Annotated in this window: 22 protein-coding genes, 4 tRNA genes and 3 other annotated features; of the genes, 23 read left to right on the top strand and 3 right to left on the bottom strand. The window is 37.4% G+C overall.

Features of this window, described 5'->3' with window-relative positions; all coding sequences use genetic code 11:
- The first annotated feature begins 21 nt into the window (after positions 1-21).
- The 20 genes from BUC45_RS09025 to BUC45_RS08935 all read left to right on the top strand — a co-directional run bounded on the left by BUC45_RS09025 (position 22) and on the right by BUC45_RS08935 (position 17,373).
- Positions 22-96, top strand: a tRNA-Gly gene (locus tag BUC45_RS09025).
- Between the two features lie 12 nt (positions 97-108).
- Positions 109-182 (top strand) — tRNA-Cys (locus tag BUC45_RS09020).
- Between the two features lie 13 nt (positions 183-195).
- Positions 196-284: transfer RNA gene (locus BUC45_RS09015), tRNA-Leu, on the top strand.
- Between the two features lie 7 nt (positions 285-291).
- Positions 292-366: transfer RNA gene (locus tag BUC45_RS09010), tRNA-Val, on the top strand.
- A 126-nt stretch (positions 367-492) separates the two neighbouring features.
- A complete protein-coding gene (locus tag BUC45_RS09005; protein ID WP_296971750.1) occupies positions 493-1,401 on the top strand; it encodes a putative sporulation protein YtxC in 909 nt (302 codons plus the stop codon).
- Between the two features lie 146 nt (positions 1,402-1,547).
- The gene (locus BUC45_RS09000; protein ID WP_296971747.1) at positions 1,548-2,156 is read left to right on the top strand and encodes a DUF445 family protein; all 609 of its coding nucleotides are present in this window, start codon (positions 1,548-1,550) and stop codon (positions 2,154-2,156) included.
- Between the two features lie 102 nt (positions 2,157-2,258).
- Positions 2,259-2,433: a binding site (T-box leader), on the top strand.
- 79 nt (positions 2,434-2,512) lie between these two features.
- On the top strand, positions 2,513-4,423 hold the full coding sequence (thrS, locus tag BUC45_RS08995) for a threonine--tRNA ligase (protein WP_296971746.1): 1,911 nt from the start codon (positions 2,513-2,515) through the stop codon (positions 4,421-4,423).
- Positions 4,424-4,590: 167 nt separating this feature from the next.
- Complete coding sequence (infC, locus tag BUC45_RS08990) at positions 4,591-5,136, top strand: translation initiation factor IF-3 (protein WP_366750043.1); 546 nt, start codon at positions 4,591-4,593, stop codon at positions 5,134-5,136.
- 5 nt (positions 5,137-5,141) lie between these two features.
- Positions 5,142-5,339: a 50S ribosomal protein L35 gene (gene rpmI, locus BUC45_RS08985; RefSeq protein ID WP_013777781.1), complete on the top strand. Its 198-nt coding sequence runs from the start codon at positions 5,142-5,144 to the stop codon at positions 5,337-5,339.
- Between the two features lie 22 nt (positions 5,340-5,361).
- Entirely contained in the window at positions 5,362-5,718 is a 357-nt protein-coding gene (rplT, locus tag BUC45_RS08980; RefSeq protein ID WP_013777782.1) for a 50S ribosomal protein L20, read from the top strand.
- Positions 5,719-5,739: 21 nt separating this feature from the next.
- The gene (locus BUC45_RS08975) at positions 5,740-7,107 is read left to right on the top strand and encodes a TrkH family potassium uptake protein (protein ID WP_296971745.1); all 1,368 of its coding nucleotides are present in this window, start codon (positions 5,740-5,742) and stop codon (positions 7,105-7,107) included.
- 12 nt (positions 7,108-7,119) lie between these two features.
- Positions 7,120-7,776, top strand: coding sequence for a TrkA family potassium uptake protein (locus BUC45_RS08970; RefSeq protein ID WP_366750046.1), 657 nt, complete (start codon positions 7,120-7,122; stop codon positions 7,774-7,776).
- 48 nt (positions 7,777-7,824) lie between these two features.
- Complete coding sequence (locus BUC45_RS08965) at positions 7,825-8,640, top strand: RNA methyltransferase (protein ID WP_296971743.1); 816 nt, start codon at positions 7,825-7,827, stop codon at positions 8,638-8,640.
- 21 nt (positions 8,641-8,661) lie between these two features.
- Positions 8,662-8,784, top strand: coding sequence for a YqzL family protein (locus tag BUC45_RS12030; RefSeq protein WP_366750040.1), 123 nt, complete (start codon positions 8,662-8,664; stop codon positions 8,782-8,784).
- Positions 8,782-9,007 (top strand) — a binding site (T-box leader). It overlaps the preceding gene by 3 nt.
- Before the next feature lie 49 nt (positions 9,008-9,056).
- A complete protein-coding gene (gene pheS / locus BUC45_RS08960; RefSeq protein WP_296971742.1) occupies positions 9,057-10,073 on the top strand; it encodes a phenylalanine--tRNA ligase subunit alpha in 1,017 nt (338 codons plus the stop codon).
- 12 nt (positions 10,074-10,085) lie between these two features.
- A complete protein-coding gene (pheT, locus tag BUC45_RS08955) occupies positions 10,086-12,482 on the top strand; it encodes a phenylalanine--tRNA ligase subunit beta (RefSeq protein ID WP_296971741.1) in 2,397 nt (798 codons plus the stop codon).
- A gap of 75 nt (positions 12,483-12,557) precedes the next feature.
- Entirely contained in the window at positions 12,558-12,827 is a 270-nt protein-coding gene (locus tag BUC45_RS08950; RefSeq protein WP_296971739.1) for a cell division protein ZapA, read from the top strand.
- Positions 12,828-12,833: 6 nt separating this feature from the next.
- Positions 12,834-14,555 carry a DNA polymerase/3'-5' exonuclease PolX gene (gene polX, locus BUC45_RS08945; protein WP_296971737.1) on the top strand — a complete coding sequence of 574 codons (1,722 nt, stop codon included), beginning with the start codon at positions 12,834-12,836 and terminating at the stop codon, positions 14,553-14,555.
- On the top strand, positions 14,552-16,915 hold the full coding sequence (locus tag BUC45_RS08940; protein ID WP_296971736.1) for an endonuclease MutS2: 2,364 nt from the start codon (positions 14,552-14,554) through the stop codon (positions 16,913-16,915). Before polX ends, BUC45_RS08940 begins: the two co-directional genes overlap by 4 nt.
- On the top strand, positions 16,912-17,373 hold the full coding sequence (locus tag BUC45_RS08935; protein WP_296971735.1) for a DUF523 domain-containing protein: 462 nt from the start codon (positions 16,912-16,914) through the stop codon (positions 17,371-17,373). The genes BUC45_RS08940 and BUC45_RS08935 overlap by 4 nt, the downstream gene beginning before the upstream one ends.
- A gap of 264 nt (positions 17,374-17,637) precedes the next feature.
- On the opposite strand, the gene BUC45_RS08930 is transcribed toward BUC45_RS08935, so the two are convergent.
- Complete coding sequence (locus BUC45_RS08930) at positions 17,638-20,037, bottom strand: transglycosylase domain-containing protein (RefSeq protein ID WP_296971734.1); 2,400 nt, start codon at positions 20,035-20,037, stop codon at positions 17,638-17,640.
- A gap of 290 nt (positions 20,038-20,327) precedes the next feature.
- Positions 20,328-20,563 (top strand) — a binding site (T-box leader).
- Positions 20,564-20,608: 45 nt separating this feature from the next.
- Here BUC45_RS08930 and ileS point away from each other — a divergent pair.
- The 3 genes from ileS to BUC45_RS08915 all read left to right on the top strand — a co-directional run bounded on the left by ileS (position 20,609) and on the right by BUC45_RS08915 (position 25,024).
- On the top strand, positions 20,609-23,746 hold the full coding sequence (gene ileS / locus BUC45_RS08925; RefSeq protein ID WP_296971733.1) for an isoleucine--tRNA ligase: 3,138 nt from the start codon (positions 20,609-20,611) through the stop codon (positions 23,744-23,746).
- 163 nt (positions 23,747-23,909) lie between these two features.
- Entirely contained in the window at positions 23,910-24,767 is an 858-nt protein-coding gene (locus BUC45_RS08920; protein WP_296971731.1) for a DNA glycosylase, read from the top strand.
- Positions 24,768-24,850: 83 nt separating this feature from the next.
- The gene (locus BUC45_RS08915; protein WP_296971730.1) at positions 24,851-25,024 is read left to right on the top strand and encodes a hypothetical protein; all 174 of its coding nucleotides are present in this window, start codon (positions 24,851-24,853) and stop codon (positions 25,022-25,024) included.
- A 131-nt stretch (positions 25,025-25,155) separates the two neighbouring features.
- On the opposite strand, the gene BUC45_RS08910 is transcribed toward BUC45_RS08915, so the two are convergent.
- Positions 25,156-25,371, bottom strand: coding sequence for a DUF3006 domain-containing protein (locus BUC45_RS08910; protein ID WP_296971728.1), 216 nt, complete (start codon positions 25,369-25,371; stop codon positions 25,156-25,158).
- Between the two features lies 1 nt (position 25,372).
- Positions 25,373-26,260 carry a ComEC/Rec2 family competence protein gene (locus BUC45_RS08905; protein WP_296971726.1) on the bottom strand — a complete coding sequence of 296 codons (888 nt, stop codon included), beginning with the start codon at positions 26,258-26,260 and terminating at the stop codon, positions 25,373-25,375.
- Between the last annotated feature and the right edge of the window lie 30 nt (positions 26,261-26,290).

The following is a 26,290-nucleotide window of genomic DNA, read 5'->3' as shown; positions in this document are numbered from 1 at the left end:
GCCCCAAGGCACCATAGATGTGCGGAAGTGGCTCAGTGGTAGAGCATCGCCTTGCCAAGGCGAGGGTCGCGGGTTCAAATCCCGTCTTCCGCTCCATTTGTATCTTCAGGCGGCATAGCCAAGTGGTAAGGCAGAGGTCTGCAAAACCTTTACCCCCAGTTCAAATCTGGGTGCCGCCTCCAATTAATTAGTTCTGCCGGGGTGGCGGAACAGGCAGACGCACAGGACTTAAAATCCTGCGGGAGTCAAATCCCATACCGGTTCGATTCCGGTTCCCGGCACCAATGATGTGGGCGCTTAGCTCAGTGGGAGAGCACTTCCTTGACGCGGAAGGGGTCGTAAGTTCAATCCTTACAGCGCCCACCATTTTTATGCAGAAAAAAGACTGAAAATTCAAAATGAATTTATTGGAACTACTTCCTTTGTTTTGTTGTATATGGTATAAGCTACAGACATATAATATATACTACAAAAATAAAAGGAGTGGTTGAGGTGAGAATACTGTCAATTGGTTCTATTAAACCTGTAGAAGGTTTTGAAGATAGATTGAAACTGGAATTTGATATTTTAAGTAAAAAAGGATTTAATGTAACCCTGAAAAAGAATTATAAAGGTAATGCTGTATTTTTTTATTGTTATATAGAAGATGAGATAATATTAAAAGAAAATCATTATAAAATCATGCGGCAAACATTTGTTAATTCCATAGCTAACGCACTTTCAGATATTGTAATGGATTATTGGGAACCAATTTTGATTAAAAAAATAATAAGAGATAACTGCTTTTATTTCAACGAAATCGAACAAAATCGAATATATGATTTCACGTTGGATATTGCAAATTGCGGCGAGTTAAATTTAACTCAAGATACCTCAAGCAAAATAAAACGTAAGATTTGTGTAGTACATAAAATCAGAGAATATCTTGCAGATAATAATATAATCATGCTGGACGGTTTTATTGACTTTCGCTTAAGAGAATATATGGAACAGTTGGAAGAGTTAGTAGACACAGCTATTGATGAATACCTTATTGATAGGGAGTATAAAGAGTTTATCGACTTACTTCGTTATTTTGTCGACCTTCAAGAACCTAAAAGAGATTTAGTAAATGTGGTATTTTGCAATACCAAAATAATACTAATGGATGAAGACTCTAAATTTATAGAGAATGATTTGAGTTTGGATTTACTGGCACAGGAAAATGATGAAGTGAGTACAGATGACATAGTTATAAGCACTTTGATAAATATAGCTCCAAGGAAAATCATTATCCATGGGTTTACGGGAGAAGATAAAATAGAGGTTATTAATACCATTTATAATATTTTTGAAGGCCGGATACACTTTTGCAATAGCTGTAATATATGCCTAAAATCAAAACCTTTAACGACAAAATGAGGGCCAAAGGCTCTTTTTTTTCTATTGAAAGTATGCTATCATAGTTAAGGCTGTGTTTAAGCTAATTTTAAATACTTTGTTTGAATTTTAGTTATAGCTTATCTTATTTATTTAGAATGCTAAATCGGAAAAATGGTGATACTTTTATGAATGCATACATTCAGTTGGCATTGATGCCGATAATCGGAGCATTTATCGGTTGGGGAACTAACCTTTTTGCTATAAAACTTATCTTTCGGCCTTTAAACCCCATTAAAATTCCCCTTCTTGGGATTGAAATACAGGGTTTAATTCCGAAGCGAAGGCTGGATATATCTAGAAGCATTGGAGAAGCTTTAGAAAATGAGATTATTTCTATGGAAGAAATTATAGAAAGCTTGGCTTCCGATAAAAATAAAACTGAAATAATAAAATATATAAAGGATGTTGTAGCAACAAAGATTGATGATAAACTTCCCGGATTTCTACCTTCCGGTCTTCGCGGGTCTATAGCAAATTATGTTGGCGATATAATCGATCGTAATGGAAATGAACTTTTTGATGAGATGAAGGCAACGCTCATTCAAAAGGCAAAGAAAGAATTTCAGCTTAAAGAGCTCGTGGAAGAAAAGATTAATTCATTTGATTTAGAAGAACTGGAAGATTTGATTATCAGACTTTCAAAGCAAGAATTAAAGCAGATAGAAGTTCTAGGAGGTGTAATGGGATTTTTTGTTGGTATAGTACAAGCACTGGTTTCTTATTATTTCTTATAATATATATAGCAAAATTCGTTGGCATTAGTTGTCATAGTATACGGCAAGTGCGCTCTTGACAATAGTAATCAATAGAATTATAATAAATAAAATTCTATTTATATAAAAACTATGAAGAGAAGAGTAAGTTTACGATTTTCTCTAAAGAGAGGGGCCGGAAGCTGCGAAAGCCCTGGGAATAGTAGACCGAAGACCAACTCGGAGTTTTATGGCTATAAGCCTTATTAAAATGAGTTTAAATTAGGGTGGAACCGCGGGAAAACCTCTCGTCCCTTAAGGGATGCGAGGTTTTTGATTTTAAAAAATAAATTATATTTGTAACATATCTGTATTTAAGGACAAAAGGAAGGGATATTATGGAACAAGTAAAAGTGAGTTTAAAAGATGGAGTTGAAAAAGTATATCAAAAAGGTATTACATTACTTGAAATCGCCGAAAATATAAGCAGGAAATTAGGCAAGGAAGCTCTAGCTGCTAAAGTTGACGGCGTTATTAAAGACCTTAGTTCGAAAGTTGATAAAGATTGTAATGTACAGTTTTTGACATTTGAAGATGAAGAAGGGCGAAAAGTATTTTGGCATAGCTCGTCACATGTTATGGCACAAGCCGTAAAACGATTATTCCCCGAAACTAAATTAGCCATAGGTCCGGCTATCGATGAAGGATTTTATTATGATTTTGACCGGGATGAAAGCTTTACCCCATCGGACCTTGAAAAAATAGAGCAGGAAATGGCTAAAATAATTGCTGAAGACTATGCTTTTTGTCGTAAAAATGTATCCAAAGAAGAAGCTATAGAAGAACTTAACAAAATAAATGAACCATATAAGGTAGAATTAGTAGAAGCCCTTCCGGAAGGAGCACCCATTAGCTTTTATCAGCAGGGCGAGTTTAAGGATCTTTGTGCAGGGCCTCATATTCCTTCCACTGGAAGGATAAAGGCATTTAAACTTACGAGTCTGGCAGGTGCTTATTGGAGGGGCGATGAACATAATAAGATGCTCCAGAGGATTTATGGCATCTCATTTCCAAAAAAATCTATGCTGGACGAATATTTAACACGCATAGAAGAGGCCAAAAAACGCGACCACCGAAAACTAGGTAAAGAATTGGATCTTTTCAGTATTCACGAAGAAGGTCCTGGATTTCCGTTTTTTCATCCAAAGGGCATGATAATATGGAATTTGTTGACAGATTTCTGGCGCAAGGAACATAGTAAAAGAGGCTATCAAGAAATAAAAACTCCAATCATATTAAATGAAGAGCTTTGGAGAAGATCTGGCCATTGGGATCACTATAAGGAAAATATGTATTTTACAAAAATTGATGATATGAATTATGCTGTAAAACCCATGAATTGCCCTGGAGGCATACTCATGTATAAAACAGATTCTCGAAGCTACAGAGATTTACCCATTAGATTAGGCGAACTTGGCTTGGTGCATCGTCATGAGCTTTCTGGAGTTTTGCACGGCCTTATGAGGGTAAGATGTTTTACACAGGATGATGCACATATATTCATGATGCCTTCTCAAATAGAAGATGAGATAATTGGTGTGATAGATTTGGTAGACTACTTTTATCAGATATTCGGTTTTGAATATAATGTAGAGCTGTCCACAAGACCAGAAAATTCCATGGGTTCTGATGAACTATGGGACCAGGCAACAGCAGCTTTGCAAGGAGCTTTGGATAAAAAGGGCATGTCATATAAGATTAATGAGGGTGATGGAGCTTTTTACGGCCCTAAAATTGACTTTCATTTAAAGGACAGTTTAGGCAGAACATGGCAGTGCGGAACCATTCAATTGGATTTCCAGATGCCTGAGCGCTTTGACTTGTCATATATCGGGGCAGATGGTGAAAAGCACCGGCCGGTTATGATTCACAGGGTTATCTTTGGAAGCATTGAGCGCTTTATCGGAATATTAATTGAACATTATGCAGGAGCCTTTCCGGTTTGGCTTGCTCCCGTGCAGGCAAGGATTCTTCCCATAAGTGAAAAACACATGGATTATGCCTATAAAGTAAAGAAACAGTTGGAAGAAGCCGGTATCCGAGTGGAAGTAGACGAAAGAAATGAAAAAATAGGCTATAAGGTAAGAGACGCACAGATGAAAAAAATCCCTTATATGCTTGTCGTAGGTGACAAAGAAGCGAATGAAAACACGGTTTCAGTGCGGACTAGAGAAAAAGGCGATGTAGGGCAAAAACCTGTTGAGACGTTTATCGATGAGGTATTGACATTGGCTTCAAAATTTAATTGACATTAAAGGTAAATATGTGATATATTTACTGATGTAGTGAAAAGATAATAAAGTAATTTTAAGCAGAAGATATATTCTCACCTTATGGCGAAAGCTTATAAGGTTATTATCCCACAGATTTCAATAGGGACGAGTGATTCTTCTTGTCCCTTTTTATTTTTATAATTTTGGAGGTGAACAGTATTAGTAAAGACAAAGACATCCAGGTGAATCATGAAATAAGAGACAAAGAGGTAAGAGTAATATCCCCTGATGGAAAGCAACTTGGAATTATGTCATTAAAAGATGCCTTGCATTATGCCCAGGAAGTTCAGCTAGATTTGGTAAAAATCGCATCTGATGCAAAGCCGCCGGTATGTAAAATTATGGATTTTGGGAAGTATAAATATGAACAGAGTAAGCGTGACAAAGAGGCTCGTAAAAAGCAAAAAATAATTAATGTAAAAGAAATCAGAATGAATCCTACCATTGATGAGCATGATTTTCAAGTAAGATTAAAAAATACCATTAAATTCTTAAAAGATGGGGATAAAGTAAAGGTAAGCATAAGATTTCGTGGCAGACAGATGACTCATACAAAACTGGGTGAAGAGGTTTTAAATAGAGTGGTTGAAAGCATAAGCGAAGTGGGTGTGGTTGAAAAACCGCCCAAAATGGAAGGCAGAAATATGGTCATGGTAATTGCACCAAAACAAACTACAAATAAGGAGTGATATTAATGCCAAAAGTTAAAACACATAGAGGTGCAGCAAAGAGATTTAAAGTTACAAAGACAGGGAAAATAAAAAGGTCAAAAGCCTATAAAAGTCATATATTAACCAAAAAAACTTCTAAGAGAAAAAGGCATCTGAGGAAACCTGCAATTTTAAGCAAGGCAGATCACAAGAGAATAAAACAGGTAATACCTTACATGTAATGAACGCTAAAGGAGGATAAGTATGGCACGAGTTAAAAAAGGAGTTACTGCTCGTAAAAAACATAAAAAAGTTATCAAGCTTGCAAAAGGATATAGAGGATCAAAAAGCAAATTATTCAGACCGGCTAATCAGGCTGTCCTCAAAGCTCAATCTCACGCTTACAGAGGAAGAAAACTTAAGAAGAGAGATTTTAGGAAGCTGTGGATCGCTAGAATTAATGCAGCAGCCAGATCTAACGGCATATCCTATAGTAAGTTTATTAACGGGCTTAAAAAAGCCGGTGTACAGATTAATCGCAAAATGTTATCAGAAATGGCGATAAATGATGCTAACGGTTTTACACAATTAGTAGATATTGCTAAGGCAAACAGTAAATAAAAAGCGGCTTCGGTCGCTTTTTTGGACTTTTCGGAGGCGGTTGAAATCAAGATACTGCATTTCGGGTTAAGAAAGTTAAAACCTACTCAAATACTTGTATTCGGCTTTGCCGCTTTGATACTTGTCGGAGGTATTCTTTTAAATCTGCCTTCAGCTTCAAAGAGCGGTCAGAGCATAGGTTTTCTAAATGCTTTATTTACTTCCACATCTGCCGTATGTGTTACAGGTTTGGTGGTTGTTGATACACAAACTCAATTTTCCACATTTGGTCAGATAGTTATAATGTGCCTAATTCAAATGGGTGGTCTAGGAATAATGACAATGGCTACCTTGATTTTTTTGCTGCTTGGGAAAAAAATAACGCTTCGCGAGCGTATTGTGATGCAGGAAGCTTTAAATCAATCCACATTATCGGGCCTTGTAAAATTAACGCGGCATATACTGCTTACAACATTTATTTTTGAAGGAATAGGTGCAATGCTTTTATCTATACGATTTACACAGATATATGGTATAAGCAAAGGGATTTACTACGGAGTGTTTCATGCAGTTTCGGCATTTAACAATGCGGGCTTTGACCTTATAGGAGGATTTAAGAATCTTACACCTTTTGTAGAAGATCCATTAATAAATGGTGTAATAATGGGGTTAATAATATTTGGTGGGCTTGGATTTACGGTAATTAATGATCTTCTACTAAAAAGAAATTTCAAACATCTTTCCTTACACTCTAAAGTTGTTATTACTATGACGTTACTATTATTGGTTTCAGGCTTTATTGCCTTTTATTGCTTAGAGTATTCCAATATTAAAACATTGGGCAATCTTTCTCCAACCGGAAAAATTTTAGCTGCGGCATTTCAATCAGTAACGGCAAGAACGGCAGGTTTTAATACACTCAATCTTTCGGACTTGACAATGCCGTCAAAATATTTCACGATATTTTTAATGTTTATAGGAGCATCACCCGCTTCTACCGGAGGAGGCATAAAAACCTCTACATTTGCAATAATCATCATGATGATTTATACGATACTTGCTTCCAAAGAAGATGTTGAGATTTATCAAAGGCGAGTGCCTATAGATAATATATTTAAGGCTGTGGTTATTGGAGTAATAGCTTTATTATTAGTATTTACAAGCTCATTTTTGCTGACCATTACTGAAAAAACAGATTTTCTATCAATTCTGTTTGAAACGACCTCAGCTTTTGGAACAGTTGGCTTAACTTTAGGAATTACTACCGAGCTTACAAGTATTGGTAAAATCATAATAATTTTAACCATGTTTGCAGGACGAGTTGGACCACTTACCCTTGCTATGGCTCTTGGCAGCAGAATAAACAAGGCTATGATAAGATTTCCGGAAGAAAGAATTCTGGTTGGATAAGATGCGGAGGCGATTGTATTGAAACAATTTGTTGTTATAGGGTTAGGCAGGTTTGGATTAAGTTTAGCTGAGACATTGTATGACTTAGGCCACGATGTACTTGGGATTGACATTGACGAGGAAATAGTTCAAAATGTAGCTGACAGTATTACACATGCTGTTAAGGCTGATGCAACGGACGAAAATGCATTAAAGGCATTAGGTGTTAGAAATTTTGATGTGGCAGTGGTGAGCATAGGAAATGATATTCAGGCTAGCATACTGGTTACACTAATATTAAAAGAAATGGGCATTAAATATGTAGTAGCAAAGGCACAGAATGAGCTGCATGGAAAAGTGTTATATAAAATAGGTGCGGATAGGATAGTTTTTCCTGAAAGGGATATGGGTATCAGAGTAGCACATAATTTAACCCTATCTAATATTCTTGATTATATAGAGCTTTCACCTGAGTATTCTATTATAGAGATAAGCGCTATACCGCCTTGGTTCAATAAGAGCCTTAGTCAGCTCAATATGAGACGCAAGTATGGCTTGAATGTTATTGCTATAAAACGCGATGGCGATGTAATGATATCACCTAATGGCGATGATGTCATTTTAAAAGGCGATGTGCTTGCGGTAGTTGGGCAAAAACACGATATCGAAAATATGGAAAAGCATTTATGATGTATATGATATGAAAGCATCTCATAATGGCTGGGTGTCGGTAAAAAAATGACAAAACAACTTTCTAAAAATCAACAAAAACTAGTTAGAGATTTAAGAAAATCCAAGAAAGCCAGAATGAAAAACCGTTGTTTTATTGTTGAGGGTTTAAAAAATGTAGCTGAATCTATCAAATCGAATTATGAAGTTAGGTTTGTTGTCATATCTGATGATTTTCTTAAATCAAATACCGATTTCATTAAAACATTAAGCAAGCAGGTTTCTTCAAACCGATTATATCAAGTAAAAGGCAACCTATTTAACGAATTGACTGATACGGTCACACCCCAAGGTATCATGGCAGTTGTAAATTTCAAGGATACAAATATCGAAGATGTGCAAAAAGAAAATTTCCTGATGATTGCACTAGATCGAATACAGGATCCGGGCAATATGGGAACGATAATAAGAACAGCTGATGCTGCCGGCGCCGATGCAATTGTTATTGGACAAGAATGCGTGGATATATATAATCCTAAAGTTGTGCGCTCTGCCATGGGTTCCCTATTTCATATACCAATAATTCAAACTGATGATTTGATAAAAACGCTCATTGAATTAAAAGGAAAAGGCGGGAAAGTAGTAACAACACATTTGAAGGCTAAAAAGCATTATTATGATATAAATTACAAGGTTTGTACCGTAATAGTTATGGGTTCGGAGGATGAAGGGGTTTCAAAAGAAATAGTTCAGATTTCCGATGAATTGGTTAAAATTCCAATGCCAGGTAGCGCCGAGTCTTTAAATGTCGCCATAGCCCATGGAATTATGGTTTTTGAAGCGGTAAAACAAAGGATTAAGCCTGTTCCCTCAACTTGTAAATAGTTTTATGCTGTGCTATAATATGTGTGTGTAAACCTTAGGAAAGGGTGGAGCACAGTGCCTATAGCCGAATTTTTTTGGAATATTTTTGAGGTTACCGGGTCTATTACGGCTTATCTTATTTATAGAGAATTGCTAATGTCATGAAATGCTATGAAGGAGAGAGTAAGCGCGAGGATCCTTTTAGGGAGCGAAGGTCAAAGACTGTAAGCCTTCGCAGGGAGAATCCGCCGAAGTTCGCTCTGAAGCAGGGAGGTCGAAGCCTAGCAGGTAGTAAATCTCCCCGGTTTTCGCCGTTACAGAATTTGTGAGAGTTTGTATTTCAAACTAAAAAAGGGTGGTACCACGGAAGGAAACTTTCGTCCCTAGCTGGACGAAAGTTTTTTTGTTATTTAATTTTATACAGGAGGTTAGTCAACTTGAAAGAAGATTTAATGCGCTTAAAAGAAAAGACCTTAGAAATTTTATCCAAGTCTGACAATATCGATGAATTAAACGAGCTAAGAGTAAAGATATTGGGTAAAAAGGGTGAACTTACTCAGATACTCAGAGATATGGCTAAATTAACTCCGGAAGAAAGGCCGATTATCGGTAAATTGGCAAATGAAGTAAAGGCAGACTTAGAGCAAAAGATTTCTGAGAAAATGCAACAACTAAGGAAAACTTTAAAAGAAAATAAAATGCGACAGGAATTTATTGATGTGACTATTCCTACAAAAGTTTCCTTAGGCAGCAGGCATCCGCTTACCTTGATTATGGATGAAATCAGAGATATATTTATAGGCTTGGGATATCAAGTAGCGGAAGGACCAGAGATTGAACTTGATTACTATAATTTTGAGGCTTTGAATACACCGCCGGATCACCCGGCCAGAGATGTTCAGGATACTTTTTATATAACCGATGAAATCTTGCTTAGAACCCAGACATCACCGGTTCAAATAAGGACTATGGAAAAACAACAGCCACCGTTGAAGATTATTGCGCCTGGCAGGGTTTTTAGATCTGATGCTGTGGATGCCACACATTCTCCTATGTTTCATCAGGTGGAGGGCCTTGCCATAGGTGAAGGCTTTACCATGGGCGACCTTAAAGGGACCCTTGTTGCTTTTACACATGAAATGTTTGGCCATGATCGAAAATCCCGATTTCGTCCTCATTTTTTCCCTTTCACAGAGCCCAGTGCTGAAATGGATATATCATGCATAGCCTGTCATGGAAAAGGCTGCCGTGTATGCTCTTATACCGGTTGGCTGGAAATACTCGGTTGCGGTATGGTGCACCCTAATGTTCTTTGCAATGTAGGCCACGACCCTGAAAAAATAAACGGATTTGCCTTTGGCATGGGTGTAGAAAGAATAGCTATGCTTAAATATGGTATAAATGATTTAAGACTTTTTTATGAAAATGACCTGCGATTTTTAAAGCAGTTTTAAGGAGGAGTTCAAATGCTGGTACCAATTAGCTGGTTAAAAGAATTTGTTGATATAAATGAAGAACCCGAAGAACTTTCAAAAAGACTTACTATGTCTGGTTCGAACGTTGAGGGCATCGAGCATTGGGGGACAGATATTAAGAATATAGTCATTGGCGAAATTCAAAAAGTCCAAAAACATCCGGATGCTGATAAACTGGTGATAGTGTATGTAAATACAGGGGCAGAAACCATTCAAATTGTAACGGGAGCCACAAACATAAAAGCAGGGGATAAAGTTCCGGTAGCCCTGCATGGTTCAACCATCACAGGCGGTAAAAAGATTCGAACATCTAAACTCCGCGGCATAGAATCGGCTGGAATGCTGTGTTCGGCAGAGGAATTAGGATTAGACGACCATGGCTTGCCTAAAGAGATGCAAGATGGAATATTAATATTACCCGAAGATGCTCCACTAGGGATGGATATTAAAGACTATCTGAATTTAGAGGATGCGGTTATCGATTTTGAAATAACTCCCAACCGCCCTGATTGCTTAAGCATTATAGGTATAGCCCGTGAAACGGCAGCGACCTTCAAATCTAATTTTAGGATACCTGAGATAAACTTAAAAGAAGAAGCTGAAGACTGTGTTAAAGATAATGTAAAGATAAGTATAGAAGCCGAAGATTTGTGCAACAGGTATGTAGCCCGCTTAGTGAAAGACATTGTTATAGAACCATCACCTCTGTGGATGCAGCGAAGACTTCAAACCTGTGGTATTCGTTCTATAAACAATATTGTAGATATTACAAACTATGTAATGTTGGAAGTGGGACAGCCACTTCATGCTTTTGATTATGATAAAGTCGAAGGGCGTTCGATTATTGTTCGTAGAGGAAAGGCCTCTGAAAAAATAGAAACACTGGATGGCAATATTCGCGAAATAAATGAAAATACGTTACTAATCGCAGATGATAAAAAACCTCTAGGTATTGCTGGAGTAATGGGCGGGGCCGATTCCGAAATAACTTCGTCAACCAAGTGTGTACTTATAGAATCAGCTAATTTCTTTGGACCTAATATACGCAGAACATCAAAGCAGCTGGGACTGAGGTCGGAATCGTCTATGAGATTTGAAAAAGGCATTGACCCAAATATTTGTTTGCAAGCTGCCAATAGGGCTTGTGAGCTAATAGAACAGCTTGGCGCCGGAAAAGTTTTAAAGGGATACATTGATGTGTTTCCCGGGAAAACCGCTCCAAAAGAAATACCTTTTAATCCGGATAAAATAAACAGTGTGCTTGGAACAGATATTTCTACAAATGAAATGGTAGATATATTAAACCGCTTGGAAATTACGGTTAATTCCACAGCAGATGGCATGAAGGCAATTGCTCCTACTTTCAGGTCAGATCTTGTAGAGGAAGCAGATATAATAGAGGAAATCGGGAGAATGTATGGTTATGACAGGCTACCTATTACTTTACCAACAGGTAATGTAACACATGGTAAATTAAGTGACCATCAGAAATATATAAATGAGATAAAGGATGTATTAGTGTATAATGGGTATTCTGAAATATACACATATTCTTTTATAAGTCCAAAAGTCTTTGACAGTATAAATGCACCGCAAAACAGTCCTCTAAGGCAGGCTATCACGCTTTTAAACCCCCTGGGAGAAGAACATAGCATAATGAGAACTACGCTTATGCCAAATATACTTGATGTTATAAGTTTTAACTTAAACCACAAAGTAGAGGAACTAAGATTTTTCGAAATTGGTGCTGCCTATTTACCTAAAAAATTGCCGCTTGAGGAGCTCCCTTATGAAAATAGGCGAATTGCTATCGGACTATGTGATGACTTGATGGATTTTTATGATTTAAAAAGAGTAATAGAAACGCTATTTAGAAAGTTGCGGATTAAAGACTATAATTTCCTCCAAGAACAGCATTTTGCTTTCCATACGAGCCGATGCGCTAAAATTGTACTGGGTAATTATGTAATCGGATTTGCTGGAGAAATAAACCCTGATGTATTGGAAAATTACGAAATAAGTAAAAGAGTTTATGTAGCAGAATTAGATCTTGATATAATATTGAGTAATACTTCTGGTAAAATAGACTTTGAACCACTACCTAAATTTCCAACCTCTGATCGTGATCTAGCAATAGTAGTAAATGAAAAAGTTCTTGTAGGAGATGTAATAAATACTATAAAAGAAAGTGCAGGCAATCTCTTGGAAAGGGTAGAACTCTTTGATATATATCAAGGGGACCAGATAGCTAAAGGTCACAAGAGCATGGCTTTTTCACTGGTATTTAGAGCAGAAGACAGGACTCTCACAGATGCTGAAGTCAATGAAATCATTGAGAAAATAAAGAAGCATCTTCAAGATAAATTCAATGCTACTTTGAGAGAATAAAGGATTTCATCGGTATTTGAAGAATATTAATATTAATTGTTAAAAAACCGATAATAAATACTAAGGGTGGTTGGGATGCCTAATAAAGCTCAACCCTTAAATAGGGTTAAAGTAAATATAAATGGTGAAGATTATTATTTAAGAGGCACGGCATCTGTCGACTATATTAAAAAAGTAGCTCAATATGTTGATAGGGAGATGTTTAACCTTTCCAAAGATTACCCAAATTTGAGCCGAACCCGAATTGCAGTGCTGGCGGCTCTTAATATTACCGATGAATTGTTTAAACTAAAACAAGAATATGAAGAGTTTTTAGCAACATTTGGAGATGAAGCAAAGGATTGAACAATTATGAGAAATTTTGAAGTGGCTTTTATCTTTAATGATATTGCCAATATGCTGGAAATAAAAGGTGAAAACTTTTTTAAAATAAGAGCATATCGCAAAGCCGCTTATACAATTGAAAATCTTCCGCTGGAGATTGAAGATTTAGCAAAGCAATCTCAATTACAGGAAATCGAGGGTATTGGAAAGGCTCTGTCGGAGAAAATTTATGAAATTATTGATACAGGCACATGCCGTTATTATGAAGAACTTAAAAAGAATTTTCCGCCGGGCCTTGTTGAAATGCTTAAAATACCCGGTATGGGGGCCAAAAAAATAAAGCTCGTTTATGATTCTCTCGGCATATCCTCCATTGAAGAATTAGAAGAGGCTGCTCGCCGCCGCAAACTCAGAACATTACCGGGTATTGGAGTAAAAACAGAACAGGCTATTTTAAAAGGCATACAGACCTTAAAAAATCATTCGGACAAGATTTTACTGGCAACAGCCTTGCCCATTGCCGAACGAATCTCATCTATATTGTCCGGCATGACAGAAGTTACAAATGTTGAGATTAGCGGCAGTTTGCGCCGCAAAAAAGAAATGGTCAAAGACATAGATATAGTCATAGCTACTGAAAGTCCGGAGGCAATATTGAAGGATTTTTTAAGGCTTCCATATATTGCCGAGGTCCTTGACCAAGATTTGACTAAAGTAAGTGTAATGCTTAACATGGGTATCAAACTAGATTTAAGTGCTGTCAAAACCAGGGCTTTTTGCGCTGCACTGCAATGCTTTACCGGCAGCAAAGAGCATAATATTAAACTTCAAAATATCGCTACAAATATGGGATATGAACTGAATGAGCATGGCATTTTAAAAAAAGAAAACAAAGAGGTATTTTATCCTAAAAGCGAAAAAGAGGTTTACGAAAAACTGGGAATGCCCTATATAATACCGGAGCTGAGAGAAGGGCGGGGAGAGATCGAGGCTGCTATGAAGGGCTGCCTGCCTGAGATTATAAAGCAGCAAGACATCCGCGGCGACCTTCATGTCCACAGCAACTTCAGTGATGGAGTAAGTTCTATGGAATCAATAGCCAAAAGAGCCAAAGCCCTAGGATATGAATATATAGCTATAACCGACCATTCTAAGTCTTTGAGAATAGCCGGTGGCCTTAATGAAAGCAGGTTAAAAGAGCAGATTGATATTATCAGGGATATGAATAACAAGCTTGAGGGAATACACATTTTAGCAGGTGCCGAGGTTGATATATTAACCGATGGGACACTGGATTTTGCAGATGATATTTTAAAGGAATTAGATATCGTTATTGCATCAATTCACAGTGGGTTTCGCCAAGACCGAAAAACTTTGACAAAACGCATTGTCAATGCTTGTCATAATCCTTATGTAAATATAATTGCACATCCTACGGGAAGAATTTTAGGCAGGAGAGCCCCCTATGATATTGATATGGACTTGGTATTTGAAGCAGCGGCTACAACCGGTACTGTACTTGAAATAAATGCTTCGCCTGATAGACTGGATTTGAATGATGTGATGGCAAAAAGGGCAAAGGAGATGGGCATAAAAATTGCCATAAATACCGATGCTCATGACAAAGAAACATTGACGGACATGAAGTATGGATTATGGGTAGCAAGGCGAGGTTGGCTTGAACCCGAAAATGTTATAAATACTTTTTCCCTTGAAAAACTTTTGGACTTTTTAAAGGTGATGCAATGAACAATAAAGTCGAAACTGTTTTAGAATATGATAAGATAAAGAGCATATTAATGGAATACGCAGTTTCATCGCTGGCAAAAGAAAAGATAGCCCGCATGAGACCTTCTTCTGATGAGGATTTGGTCAAAACGCTCCAGAGGGAAACCAGCGAAGGTTTGGCATTGCTCAACTCCGGAATCAAAATACCCCTTGGAGGAATCAAGGATATAAGAAATAGCCTTAATTTGGCTAAACTTGGGTCTGTGCTTTCTCCGGGCGAGCTTTTGGATATAGCATCAACAATGAGAGCCGCCCGATTAATTAAATCTGCATGGAATGAAACGAAGCTGGCAGACAGTGTAATCATAAATGAAATAGTAAATGGCTTGCATATATTTCAATCCTTGGAGGAAAAAATAGAAAAAGCAATTGTAAGTGATGAGGAAATAGCTGATAATGCCAGTCCTAAGTTGAGTTCAATCAGAAGACAAAAGAAGAATCTGGCCCAGAGCATAAGAAACAAATTAAATGAAATAATTTCCTCTCCTTACTACCAGAAAGCATTACAGGATCCAATAGTTACTGTTCGACAAGACCGTTATGTTGTTCCGGTAAAACAGGAATTTCGCGGCAGTATTCAGGGAGTTATCCATGACCAATCGGCCAGTGGAGCGACGCTATATATAGAACCCATGGCAGTAATGCAAATGAACAATGAACTCAGACAACTTGAGATTGAGGAAAAGAAGGAAATTGAAAGAATTTTATGGGATTTTTCAAAAAAGATACAGGAAAATTATGATTTTATTCATGATACATTATATGGTTTGGCTCATCTGGATTTTATCATGGCAAAGGCAGGCTACAGCTTGGACATAAAAGGCACTGAGCCAATCTTCAATAATCGAGGATATATAAATATAATACAAGGAAGGCATCCGCTCCTAAAAGGTGAAGTGGTTCCCCTGGACGTGTATCTTGGCGATAAATTCAACATATTGATAATCACTGGGCCTAATACCGGAGGTAAGACGGTTGCTTTAAAAACCGTCGGCCTTTTTATACTTATGGCTCAATCGGGACTGCATTTGCCTGCTCAAGAAGGAACTGAAGTTTCAATTTTTGAAGAGGTTTTCGCAGATATAGGTGATGAGCAAAGCATTGAACAAAGTCTCAGCACTTTTTCTTCTCACATGAAAAATATAAAGGAAATCCTTGACCTGGCTACGAAAGATAGCTTAATAATTCTTGATGAATTAGGAGCTGGCACAGACCCGACAGAAGGTGCGGCTTTGGCTATGGCTATATTAAATTACCTCTATGAAAAAGGAAGCAGGGTTTTGGCTACTACCCACTACAGTGAACTTAAAACATTCGCCTTTTCTAAAGAGGGTGTTGAAAATGCCAGCATGGAATTTGATATACAAACCTTAAGCCCAACTTATAGACTAACAATAGGGATTCCGGGCAAGAGCAATGCTTTTGAAATAGCAAAGAGACTTGGCTTAAAGCAAGAAGTGGTGGACTTAGGCAAAAGTTTGATGGCTGAAGAAAGTTTAAAGCTGGAGGATTTGCTTACACATATAGAGTTGCAAAAGAATAAGGTCGAAGAAGAAAGGGAAGAACTGCGAGCTTTAAAAATGGAATACCTAAAAAAAATCGATAGGTTAGAAGAAGAACAACAAAAACTGCGAATACAGCAGGAAAAAATTATTGAAAAATCCAAGATAAAAGCTCGATTGTTACTTGATAATATTGAAAGAGAAGCTGAACAAATTATTGGAAGCTTAAAAGATGCCGAGACAGAAAATCAAATTCATATTAGAAACAAGGCTGTAGAACAAGCAAGGTCTTGGCTTAGAAAAACTGATGAAAAACTGCAGGACTCAAAAAATGCTTTAATTATAAATGCGGCAAAGAAATACAAAAAACCGTTAAAACCCGGTCAAAAAGTAAAGATAGCAGGTTTGAATCAAGAAGGTTATATTTTATCACTGGATGAAGCCTCGAAATCAGCTCAGGTACAGGTTGGAATTATGAAAGTAAATGTTCCGGCAGAAAGTCTTATACCTATAGAACAGATAGAGTTTGAGGAGGAAAAATCCAGATATTCATCTATTGCTATGAGTAAAGCCAAGGAAATTTCAACAGAAATTGACCTAAGAGGTCTTACGGTTGACGAAGCTTTGGCTGAAGTAGACAACTATCTTGATGATGCAATGATGGCAGGTGTGGCGAGGGTAACTTTAATACATGGCAAGGGCACCGGCGCTTTACGTCAGGGAATAACAGATATGTTAAAAACCAGGTCGGATATTAAGGCTTTCAGATTAGGGAATATGGATGAAGGAGGCTCCGGTGTGACGGTGGTTGAATTGTGAAAAGATTTTTGATAAGTGCGTGTTTGATCGGCTTAAATACCAAATATGATGGTGAAAATAATATAGAGCCCTGTTTTTGCGAAATGGTAAAAAAAGGTATAGCAGTGCCTTTTTGCCCTGAACAGGCAGGTGGCTTGCCTACACCTAGAGATTGTTCAGAAATAGCCGATGGAGACGGTCGGGATGTAATAGATGGCAAAGCAAAGGTAATTACAGATAAAGGCCAAGATGTAACTGAAAATTTCTTAAGAGGAGCCAAAGAAGCACTAAAACTTATAAAGCTATTAAATGCGGATAAGGCTATATTAAAGTCAAAAAGCCCTTCATGCGGATGTAAATGTATTTATGACGGAACATTTAAGAAAAGCCTGCGCCAGGGGATGGGAGTTACGGCAGCATATTTACAAGAGCATGGTGTCAATGTAATAGATTCGGATGAATACCTAAAACAGAAGTAAAGTAAAATGCCGATAAGGATACATTTACCAAGAATCTTTAATACCTAATTAGAGTAACAAAAAAACACTTTTTGGTCGTATTGAATCAAAAAGTGTTTTTTTATTTTATTTAAACAAATTAGTTATGTGATAGTTTTTCTCAAGTTTGACAGTTCAAAGCAAAACCCTGTTAAAATTTTCGAGCTTGGAACATCGTGGCATGGATGCACATGATGAAAACAAGGAAAAATTTGCTAAATCCAAGAACTGGTTGACATCATGCTGTTAGTTGCTGTTATTGTTTTCATTGTTATGGTTATGCTCATTATTTTCCCCATTACCGTTGCCGCTTTCATTGAATCCGTTTTCCTCATTCTCATTATTATCTTCATCGTCCCAGGGGAAAATTATATCAGGAGGAGTAATTACCGGCTCAGATTCGTGAACATCGCAGTATTTTGTTGGCAATTCATATTTTGCATCTAATGGTATCTGACCGGTGGGAGATGGTGAATAAGGAACACGTCTCTTAATGAAAACTTGTCTTTGAACTAACTCTTCCGGGCAAAATTCTGTTGCTAAGCAATTTGTAGAGGTATCAATAAAATCTTCTACATGAACATCACAGGTTTTTACAGGCTGCGTACCTTTTATAAAGTATTCCTGTCTAATTCTATTACCTCTTGGATCTTTTGAACAAAACTCCGAGGGTAAATCCCCTGAATCTATGCAAACAGCTATCGGGCCAACTATACCATCCGGTTTTACAAATGTTGCCTTGGGAAGGTCTTTATGTGCCACTGACATAATTTGTTTCCACATTAAAGCCGGCTGATATCCCCCAGCTACATTATGCATAGTTGTTGGCTCATCATGTCCCATCCATACTACACCTGCCAGATGAGGAGTATAAGCTACCCACCAAACGTCTTTGTCATCAGAGGTGGTACCGGTTTTTCCGGCTACCGGGAACGGAAAATCAGCCACTCTTCTTCCAGTGCCTTCTGTTACGACACTTCTAAGCATATCGGTTACAATGAAAGCAGTCTGTTTGCTGACGGCGCTCCACATCTCCGGCTTATTTTCAAAAATTGTTCTTCCATTTTTATCTGCAACTTTTAAAATTGCTATAGGTTCCACATGAGTTCCCTCATTTGCTAAAGTACCAAAAGCCGAAACCAGTTCCAAAGGCGTAACCCCCTTTGTAATACCTCCGAGGGCGGCTGAAAGCTGCCTATCATTTTTATTTCCTGTAAGTACGAGATTTTTTATACCTAGTTTTTGTGCATATTCTATACCCCTGTCCACGCCAATTTCATTAAATACCTTCACAGCTACGATATTTACCGAATTGGCTATGGCTTTTCTAATGGTTGTAAGGCCCTTGAAATCATTGGTATAATTCTTAGGAGACCATACTGTGCCGGATCCCGATGGAAAAGACACCGGGGAATCGTCAATTACTGTAGCAGCCGTATAGCCCATATCAATTGCAGCGGTATATACTAAAATAGGCTTAAAAGTCGATCCAGGCTGCCGAAAAGCTTGAGAAGCCCTGTTGAATCCTAATTTTCTCTGATGCTCACGACCGCCTACTAGAGCCTTTATATATCCGGTATGCGGATCGATTATAACAGCAGCGGCTTGTGGCTGGACTACCTCATTGGCATCATTTTTAGAATAGGGGTAATTCTTCGGGTCTGACAAGACCTTTTCGGCTTCTTCTTGAATTTTCATATCAACCGTTGTATATATCTTTAAGCCGCCTGTGTAGATTTTATTATAGGCTTCGTCTTCGGCAAGCCCTAACTCCTTTTGAAAAAGTGCTGCCAATTCTTGTATTACATAATCGGTAAAGTATGGAGCTTTGTAATCTGCAGCTACATCTTTTATTCCTACAAGCTTTATTTCTTCTTGTTTAGCTTTTTCTGCTTCTTCCTCACTTATAAATCCCATTTCGGCCATAGCATTTAAGATAATTTCCTGACGCTCCTTGGCCTTATCGAAATTAGTGTAAGGTGAATAATAAGCAGGTCCCTTTGGTATCCCGGCAAGCATGGCGGCTTCAGCCAAATTTAAATCCTCAACACTTTTTCCAAAGTAAGTGTCGGCGGCTGATTCAACCCCGTAAGCAGAATGCCCGAAATAAATTTGATTTAGATAAAACTCCATTATCTGGTCTTTTGTATAATGTCTTTCCAATTGTATAGCAAGCCATGCCTCTTGGGCTTTTCGCTTTAAAGATTGTTCAGGAGATAAAAAAGCAGTTTTTACCAACTGCTGGGTTATAGTACTGGCACCTCGCTTAATACCTCCATGAACCAGGTTGGTAACAAGAGATCCGATTATTGAACGTATGTTTACACCTTTGTGTGAATAAAAGTATTGATCTTCAATAGCAATAAAGGCATTTATTAGGTTTTTAGGTATTTTCTCTAAAGGCACCTGTATTCGATTTTGCTCACCGTGTAATTCGGCTATAACTTGGTTGTCTTGAGCATACACTATGGAAGTTTCACTGGGTTTTAATTTTTTCGGGTCAAACTCCGGCGCATCCTTTACATATGATGCAAATACTCCGATGCCTGTCCCAAAGCCAATGATAATTAAAACCATAATGAAAATAATTATACTGCGCCAATTAAGTATTTTTCGCTTTTTTGTATTCTTTTTTTTATTTGACATGATAACCTCCCCTTGGTCCTCCCAATTAAATGAGCTTGAGCAAATAAAGTTTTAAAAAACCAATCTTGTTTGAGGCATATATGGTCGGTTAATATTAAATTAAAAATAATTATAAAGTAGATAAAAACATTATACCACACAACAAAATATAAGGGAACTTATCAAATTTTTCACTATAACAAATGTGCAGCAAACAACCCAAAGCTTTTTGAAGCAGCTTATTGCAAGGGCAAACGTTGACATTGACAATAAAATAATATATCATAAAAAAGTAATATAGTTGATATTTGATTAAAACTATGATGGGGACAGTAAGCATCAGGAAACCTTTTAGCGAACCGGGGAGGGTGCAAGCTCGGTAGGTGATGATGGCTGAAGATCACCCCAGAGTGCAATTCTGAAACTAGAGGAGTAAGAATTGCCGGCTTATTTGCCGTTATCAAAAATAAGAGGGAAAAAAGATGTAATAATATAAATGATCTTTTTCCTATTTGGGTGGTAACGCGGGAGAAATCTCGTCCCTTTCGGGACGGATTTTTTTTTACTCTAAAGTTAAGACAGGAGGATAGTAATGTTTAAGAAAGTAGAACCGACAATGAATTTTGTCCCTATAGAAGAAAAAATCCTTGATTTTTGGAACAGGGAACAGATATTTGAAAAGAGCATTGAAAATCGCAAAGATGCTCCCAATTATGTGTTTTATGAAGGGCCGCCGACTGCTAACGGCATGCCCCATGCCGGTCACGTTCTTACCCGGGTGGTAAAAGATTTAATTCCCCGTTACAAGACTATGACCGGCTATAGGGTAGACAGAAAGGCAGGCTGGGATACCCATGGCCTTCCTGTAGAATTAGAAGTGGAAAAGCAACTGGGTATCAGCGGGAAACCTCAGATTGAAAGCTATGGTGTTGAAAACTTTATTAAAAAGTGTAAAAACAGTGTCTTTACCTATGAAGAGGAATGGCGCAAGATGACTGAAAGGGTAGGCTTTTGGATAGATATGGACAACCCTTATGTCACTTATCACAACACTTATATTGAATCTGTGTGGTGGGCGCTTAAGCAAATATGGGAAAAGGATTTATTGTATAAGGGGAATAAAGTAGTTCCATATTGCCCGCGATGCGGCACGTCTCTTTCCAGTCATGAAGTTGCACAAGGGTATAAGGAGGTTGAAGATCCTTCGGTTTTTGTAAAGTTTCCGGTAGCAGGGAAAGAAAATACTTATTTTCTTGTTTGGACGACAACTCCTTGGACTCTTCCGTCTAATGTAGCTTTAGCGGTAAAGGATACCTATACTTATGTAATGGTTGAACAATGCGGCGAAAGACTAATTTTGGCCGAAGGCAGACTGGAGATTTTAGAAGGGGAATATACCATAATAGATAAATTCCCTGGAGAAAAATTAGTTTCCTTGAAATATGAGCCGATATTTCCATTTTTTGAAGAAGAGAAGGACAAAGCTTACTATGTAGTTACAGCAGATTTTGTTACATTGGAGGATGGCACAGGCATAGTGCATATGGCACCGGCCTTTGGTGAAGATGACTCACGAGTGGGTCATGAGTATGGTTTGCCGGTATTTCAACCGGTTGATGCACAGGGCAAGTTTACCGAAAAGGTATCTCCTTGGGCAGGCATGTTTGTTAAAGATGCCGATAAGGGTATTATCAAGGATTTAAAAAGCCGAAACATCCTTTATAAATCACAAAAGTACAAGCACAGCTATCCATTTTGCTGGCGGTGTGATACTCCGCTTCTATACTATGGCCGCAGCAGCTGGTTTATAAAGACAACAGCTATCAAAGAAAGACTTCTTGAAATAAACAAGGGTATTAATTGGCATCCTGAACACATTCGAGATGGGCGATTCGGCAATTTTCTAGAAAATGTAATTGACTGGTGCTTAAGCCGTGAGAGGTATTGGGGGACACCTTTAAATATCTGGATTTGTGACGAATGTGGCTGCCAGCATGCGGTAGGAAGTATAAAAGAACTCAAAGATATGAGCAAACAACCTATTGAGGATATAGAACTGCATAAACCGTATGTCGATGAGGTGATTTTAAAATGTCCGGAATGCGGCGGCAACATGAAACGGGTGCCTGAAGTAATAGATTGTTGGTTTGATTCCGGCGCCATGCCTTTTGCGCAATTCCATTATCCTTTTGAAAATGAGGATTACTTTAATAAACACTTCCCGGCAGACTTTATTTCAGAGGCCATTGACCAGACGCGAGGATGGTTTTACAGCCTTTTGGTGATTTCTACACTACTGTTTGACAAATCACCTTACAAAAATGTTCTGGTTATGGGGCATATCCTTGATGAAAAGGGAATTAAAATGAGCAAGCATAAGGGCAATATTTTAGACCCATGGAAGGTTCTTAACGAACAGGGTGCCGATGCTATGCGCTGGTATCTGTATGTGGCAAGTCCCCCCTGGAGCCCCAGCCGATTTTATCAAGATGCCGTAAGTGAAGCTCAAAGACGGTTTTTGGGGACACTGTGGAATGTATATTCATTCTTTGTACTTTACGCAAATATTGATGAATTTGATCCAAGGAAGTATTCTTTAGACCCTGAGGATAGAAGCGAATTGGATCGATGGTTATTGTCAAGGATAAATAGCGTGAATAAACAAATACGCAAATATATGAATGACTTAGACATAACAGATGCTGCAAGGACTATGGAATCGCTTATAGATGATATTAGCAACTGGTATGTGCGACGCTGTCGAGAACGCTATTGGAAATCTGAAATGGACAATGATAAAATAGCTGCATATTTGACACTGTATGAAGCACTTGTAACATTTATTAAAATGGCAGCACCTTTTGTTCCTTTTATCACAGAAGAATTATACCAGAACTTAGTTTTAACACCATACCCCGAAGAGCCGGCAAGCATACATCTTTGCGACTTTCCAGAGGTCAAAGAAGAACTTATCGATGAAATACTGGAACACAAGATGGAACTTGCAAGGAAGATTGTAGAACTTGGCAGAGCTGCTAGGAACAAAGGTAAGATTAAAAACCGTCAGCCTCTTCAAAAGATGATGGTACAACTTCGAAACTTCAATGATAGAGAATTGGTTTTAGACTTGTCGGATATTATTAAAGAAGAGCTGAACATAAAAGAAATTGAATATATTGATGTAGCTGAAGAATATTTCACATACATGGTAAAACCACGGTTCGATTTATTGGGACCAAAATACGGAAAACTCATGTCCGGCATAGCAAAAGAGATTGCTGCCGCTGAACCTATGGAGCTTATAAAAAGAGCAAGAGAAAACGGCCAAGTTGTTATCAGTGTAAATGGGGAAAACATAACTATTTTAGAAAATGAGTTAGATATTCGAGCTCAAGATAAAGAGGGTTTCTGCGCCGAAGGTGAAGGCGGCTATTATGTGGTTCTTGATACTACAATTACTCCTGAACTTATGCTTGAGGGTTTTGCCAGAGAACTGGTAAGTAAAATTCAAAACATGCGAAAAGAAGCAGGCTTTAAAGTTGAGGATAAGATATGTCTGTATTATTTAGGTGACGACATTATAGATGAAGTGCTAGAAAAACACGGAGAAGAAATAAAAACAGATACGCTGTCTATTGCGATTGAAAGAGTTTTTCCGCCAGAAGACAGCTTTGCAAGAGAGTGTGATATCAACGGTCACAAGGTTAATATTGGTGTAAAACAAATTTAATTAGGAGCAATATCATACAGAACAGGTAATACAATGGGAAAATACTAATATAATATATTAAGTTGCGGCATTTGTTTGCAGTAAATTTTAGAACAAATGCCGCATATTTATAGTATGAGTGATTATTGCAGTAAAGTGTTTTGACTTATGGAGAGAGGATATTATGAAAATGTATTTTAACAATATTTTTCCATTTAATCTTGAAATAATAGCCGACGGAGGTCAGGCATTTCGGTGGAATCGCAGCGAAGATGGGAAATATATCGGTGTTGTTGAAGATTATGTTTTTGAGGTTGCCCAGGCCAATGATGAGCTAATAATTGATTCTAACTTAGAAGGCAAAGAAGAAGCATTTGCTAAGGAATACTTTGATCTGTCTAGAGATTATGAACAGATAGAAAAGGAATTGATGTGTTTTAAAGAGGTAGCTGCTGCGGTGAATTACTGCAGTGGATATAGAATTCTCTTTCAAGATCCGTGGGAAACCACCATATCTTTTATTATATCGGCAAACAATCATATTAGAAATATTAAAAATACCATTGAAAATATGTGTAAAATCTATGGAGAGCCATTGGAATATGGAGGAAAAACTTACTATTCTTTTCCTTCTCCGAATAAACTGGCAAGTCTATCTGAAGATGAGCTAAAAAAGACAAAATGTGGATACAGGGCCAAATATATTATAGAAACAGCAAGGATTATAGCTGATGGTAAAGTTGATTTATATGATTTAAGAGAACTGCCGATAGATGAAGCCAGAGAAGTGCTATTGACCTTGCCCGGCGTTGGCAGAAAAGTGGCAGATTGTATAATGCTTTATTCCATGAGAAAGTTTGATGCTTTCCCTATAGATGTATGGATAAAAAGGGTTCTTGAACATATTTATTTCAGTGGCAACCAAATGCCTATTAAAAAACTCCAAAAATTTGCAGAGGAAAAATTTGGGGATAAAGCAGGTTTTATGCAGCAATATCTTTTTTATTATTCCCGAAATTGCTTGCAAAATATTATAAAGTGAAATATAAAATCTGGAAAAGTGTCATATTATATACTTAAATATGCTATAATAATAGTATCAAAAAAGAGGCGGAGGAGATAAATATGAGTCCTGAACAAACTATTATTGTAGCAAAAACATGTAAAGACTATAAAAAGGGTAGCACATTTAAATATCCTGCTGAATACATTATGCAATATAGATCCTGTAAAAACTGTTCAAATTGGCAGGTTGGCCGATGTGAAAAAGCTCATGATATCTTAAATACCTTAGATTGATTATATAATATAGAAATTTGATTATTAAAGACAAAGATGGCATTCAAATGGGTGCAAAAAACGTATTTGAATGCCATCTTTATGTATCTAAAACTAAATTTTTTTCTGATAAATTAGGTTTACTGCATCAATTAAATTTCATCCTCAAACAGCTCATCTGCAAGTTTTCGAATAATATTTTTTCTAATTTCGGTTTCATTTTTGTCAACAATCATATCATCTAGGTTTATTACATCGCCTTCCTTGGTATCTTCCGGCAAAAGCTGTCTTTTAACATTTAACATTTGACCGTCATCGGTTTCTAACACAGCATATTTGTCTTCAAACCTATCCACTACGGCATACATTTTATTTCACCCTTTTTATTTCAATATTTTGGCCATCACTGGTTATCAATATATTACCATTATCGGCAGTAGTATATACTTGCACACCGTAGTCAGATAAAAGTTCTAATGTTTCTTTATGTGGATGACCGTAAGGGTTATCACTCCCTACGCAAATAACGGCATATCTAGGAGATACAGCCGATAAAAATTCTTTTGTTGTACTGGAACTGCTGCCGTGGTGAGCGACCTTAAGCACATCTGCATTTAGATTATAATTCTCGTTTTTTAGCATTTCTTCTTCAGAAATTTTTTCGGCATCACCGGTAAAGAGAAATGAAGTATTTCCGTAAGTAAGCTTTATTACAATACTATAGTTGTTAAGGCTTTCATAGCTACTGCTATTGGGTGCAAGTATATCTATATTCACACCTTCATCAAGAGAAAACTCCATACCTCCTCGTGCCGAAGTGACTTTTAAGCCTTTATCTTTTACTGCCAATAGAACATCTTTGAAGGTTTTTGTGTTTGCAGTGACTTTTGGCATGAGGATTTTTCCGATATCAAAATGTTCAATTATGTCATCCATTGCACCAATATGATCTTCATGCGGATGTGTTCCTACTACAAAATCAAGTCTATGTACATTTAGCCTCTCAATATAATCGATAATCGTCTGCCCATCGTCATTATTTCCTGCATCTATTAGCATGCTTTTTCCATTAGGTGATTTAATAAAGATGCTGTCAGATTGACCAGTATCAATAAAATGAACTTCAAGAAGGCTATCATCGGCCGGCTGTAATGTATCAATTTCAATTGAGCAGGCAGAAAGTAAAAGCAAACCCAAAAGTAAAATAATAAAGTATTTGTGGTATGGTTTTTTACTTCCAACATTAGAATGTTGCAATTAGAAATCACCTCTAAAAATATGTCCATA

Source organism: Tepidanaerobacter sp. EBM-38, assembly GCA_001896545.1.
In the GTDB taxonomy this organism is placed as follows: domain Bacteria; phylum Bacillota; class Thermosediminibacteria; order Thermosediminibacterales; family Tepidanaerobacteraceae; genus Tepidanaerobacter.
The sequence above is the reverse complement of the archived record's forward strand: the minus strand, read 5'-3'. Positions and strand labels throughout refer to the sequence as shown.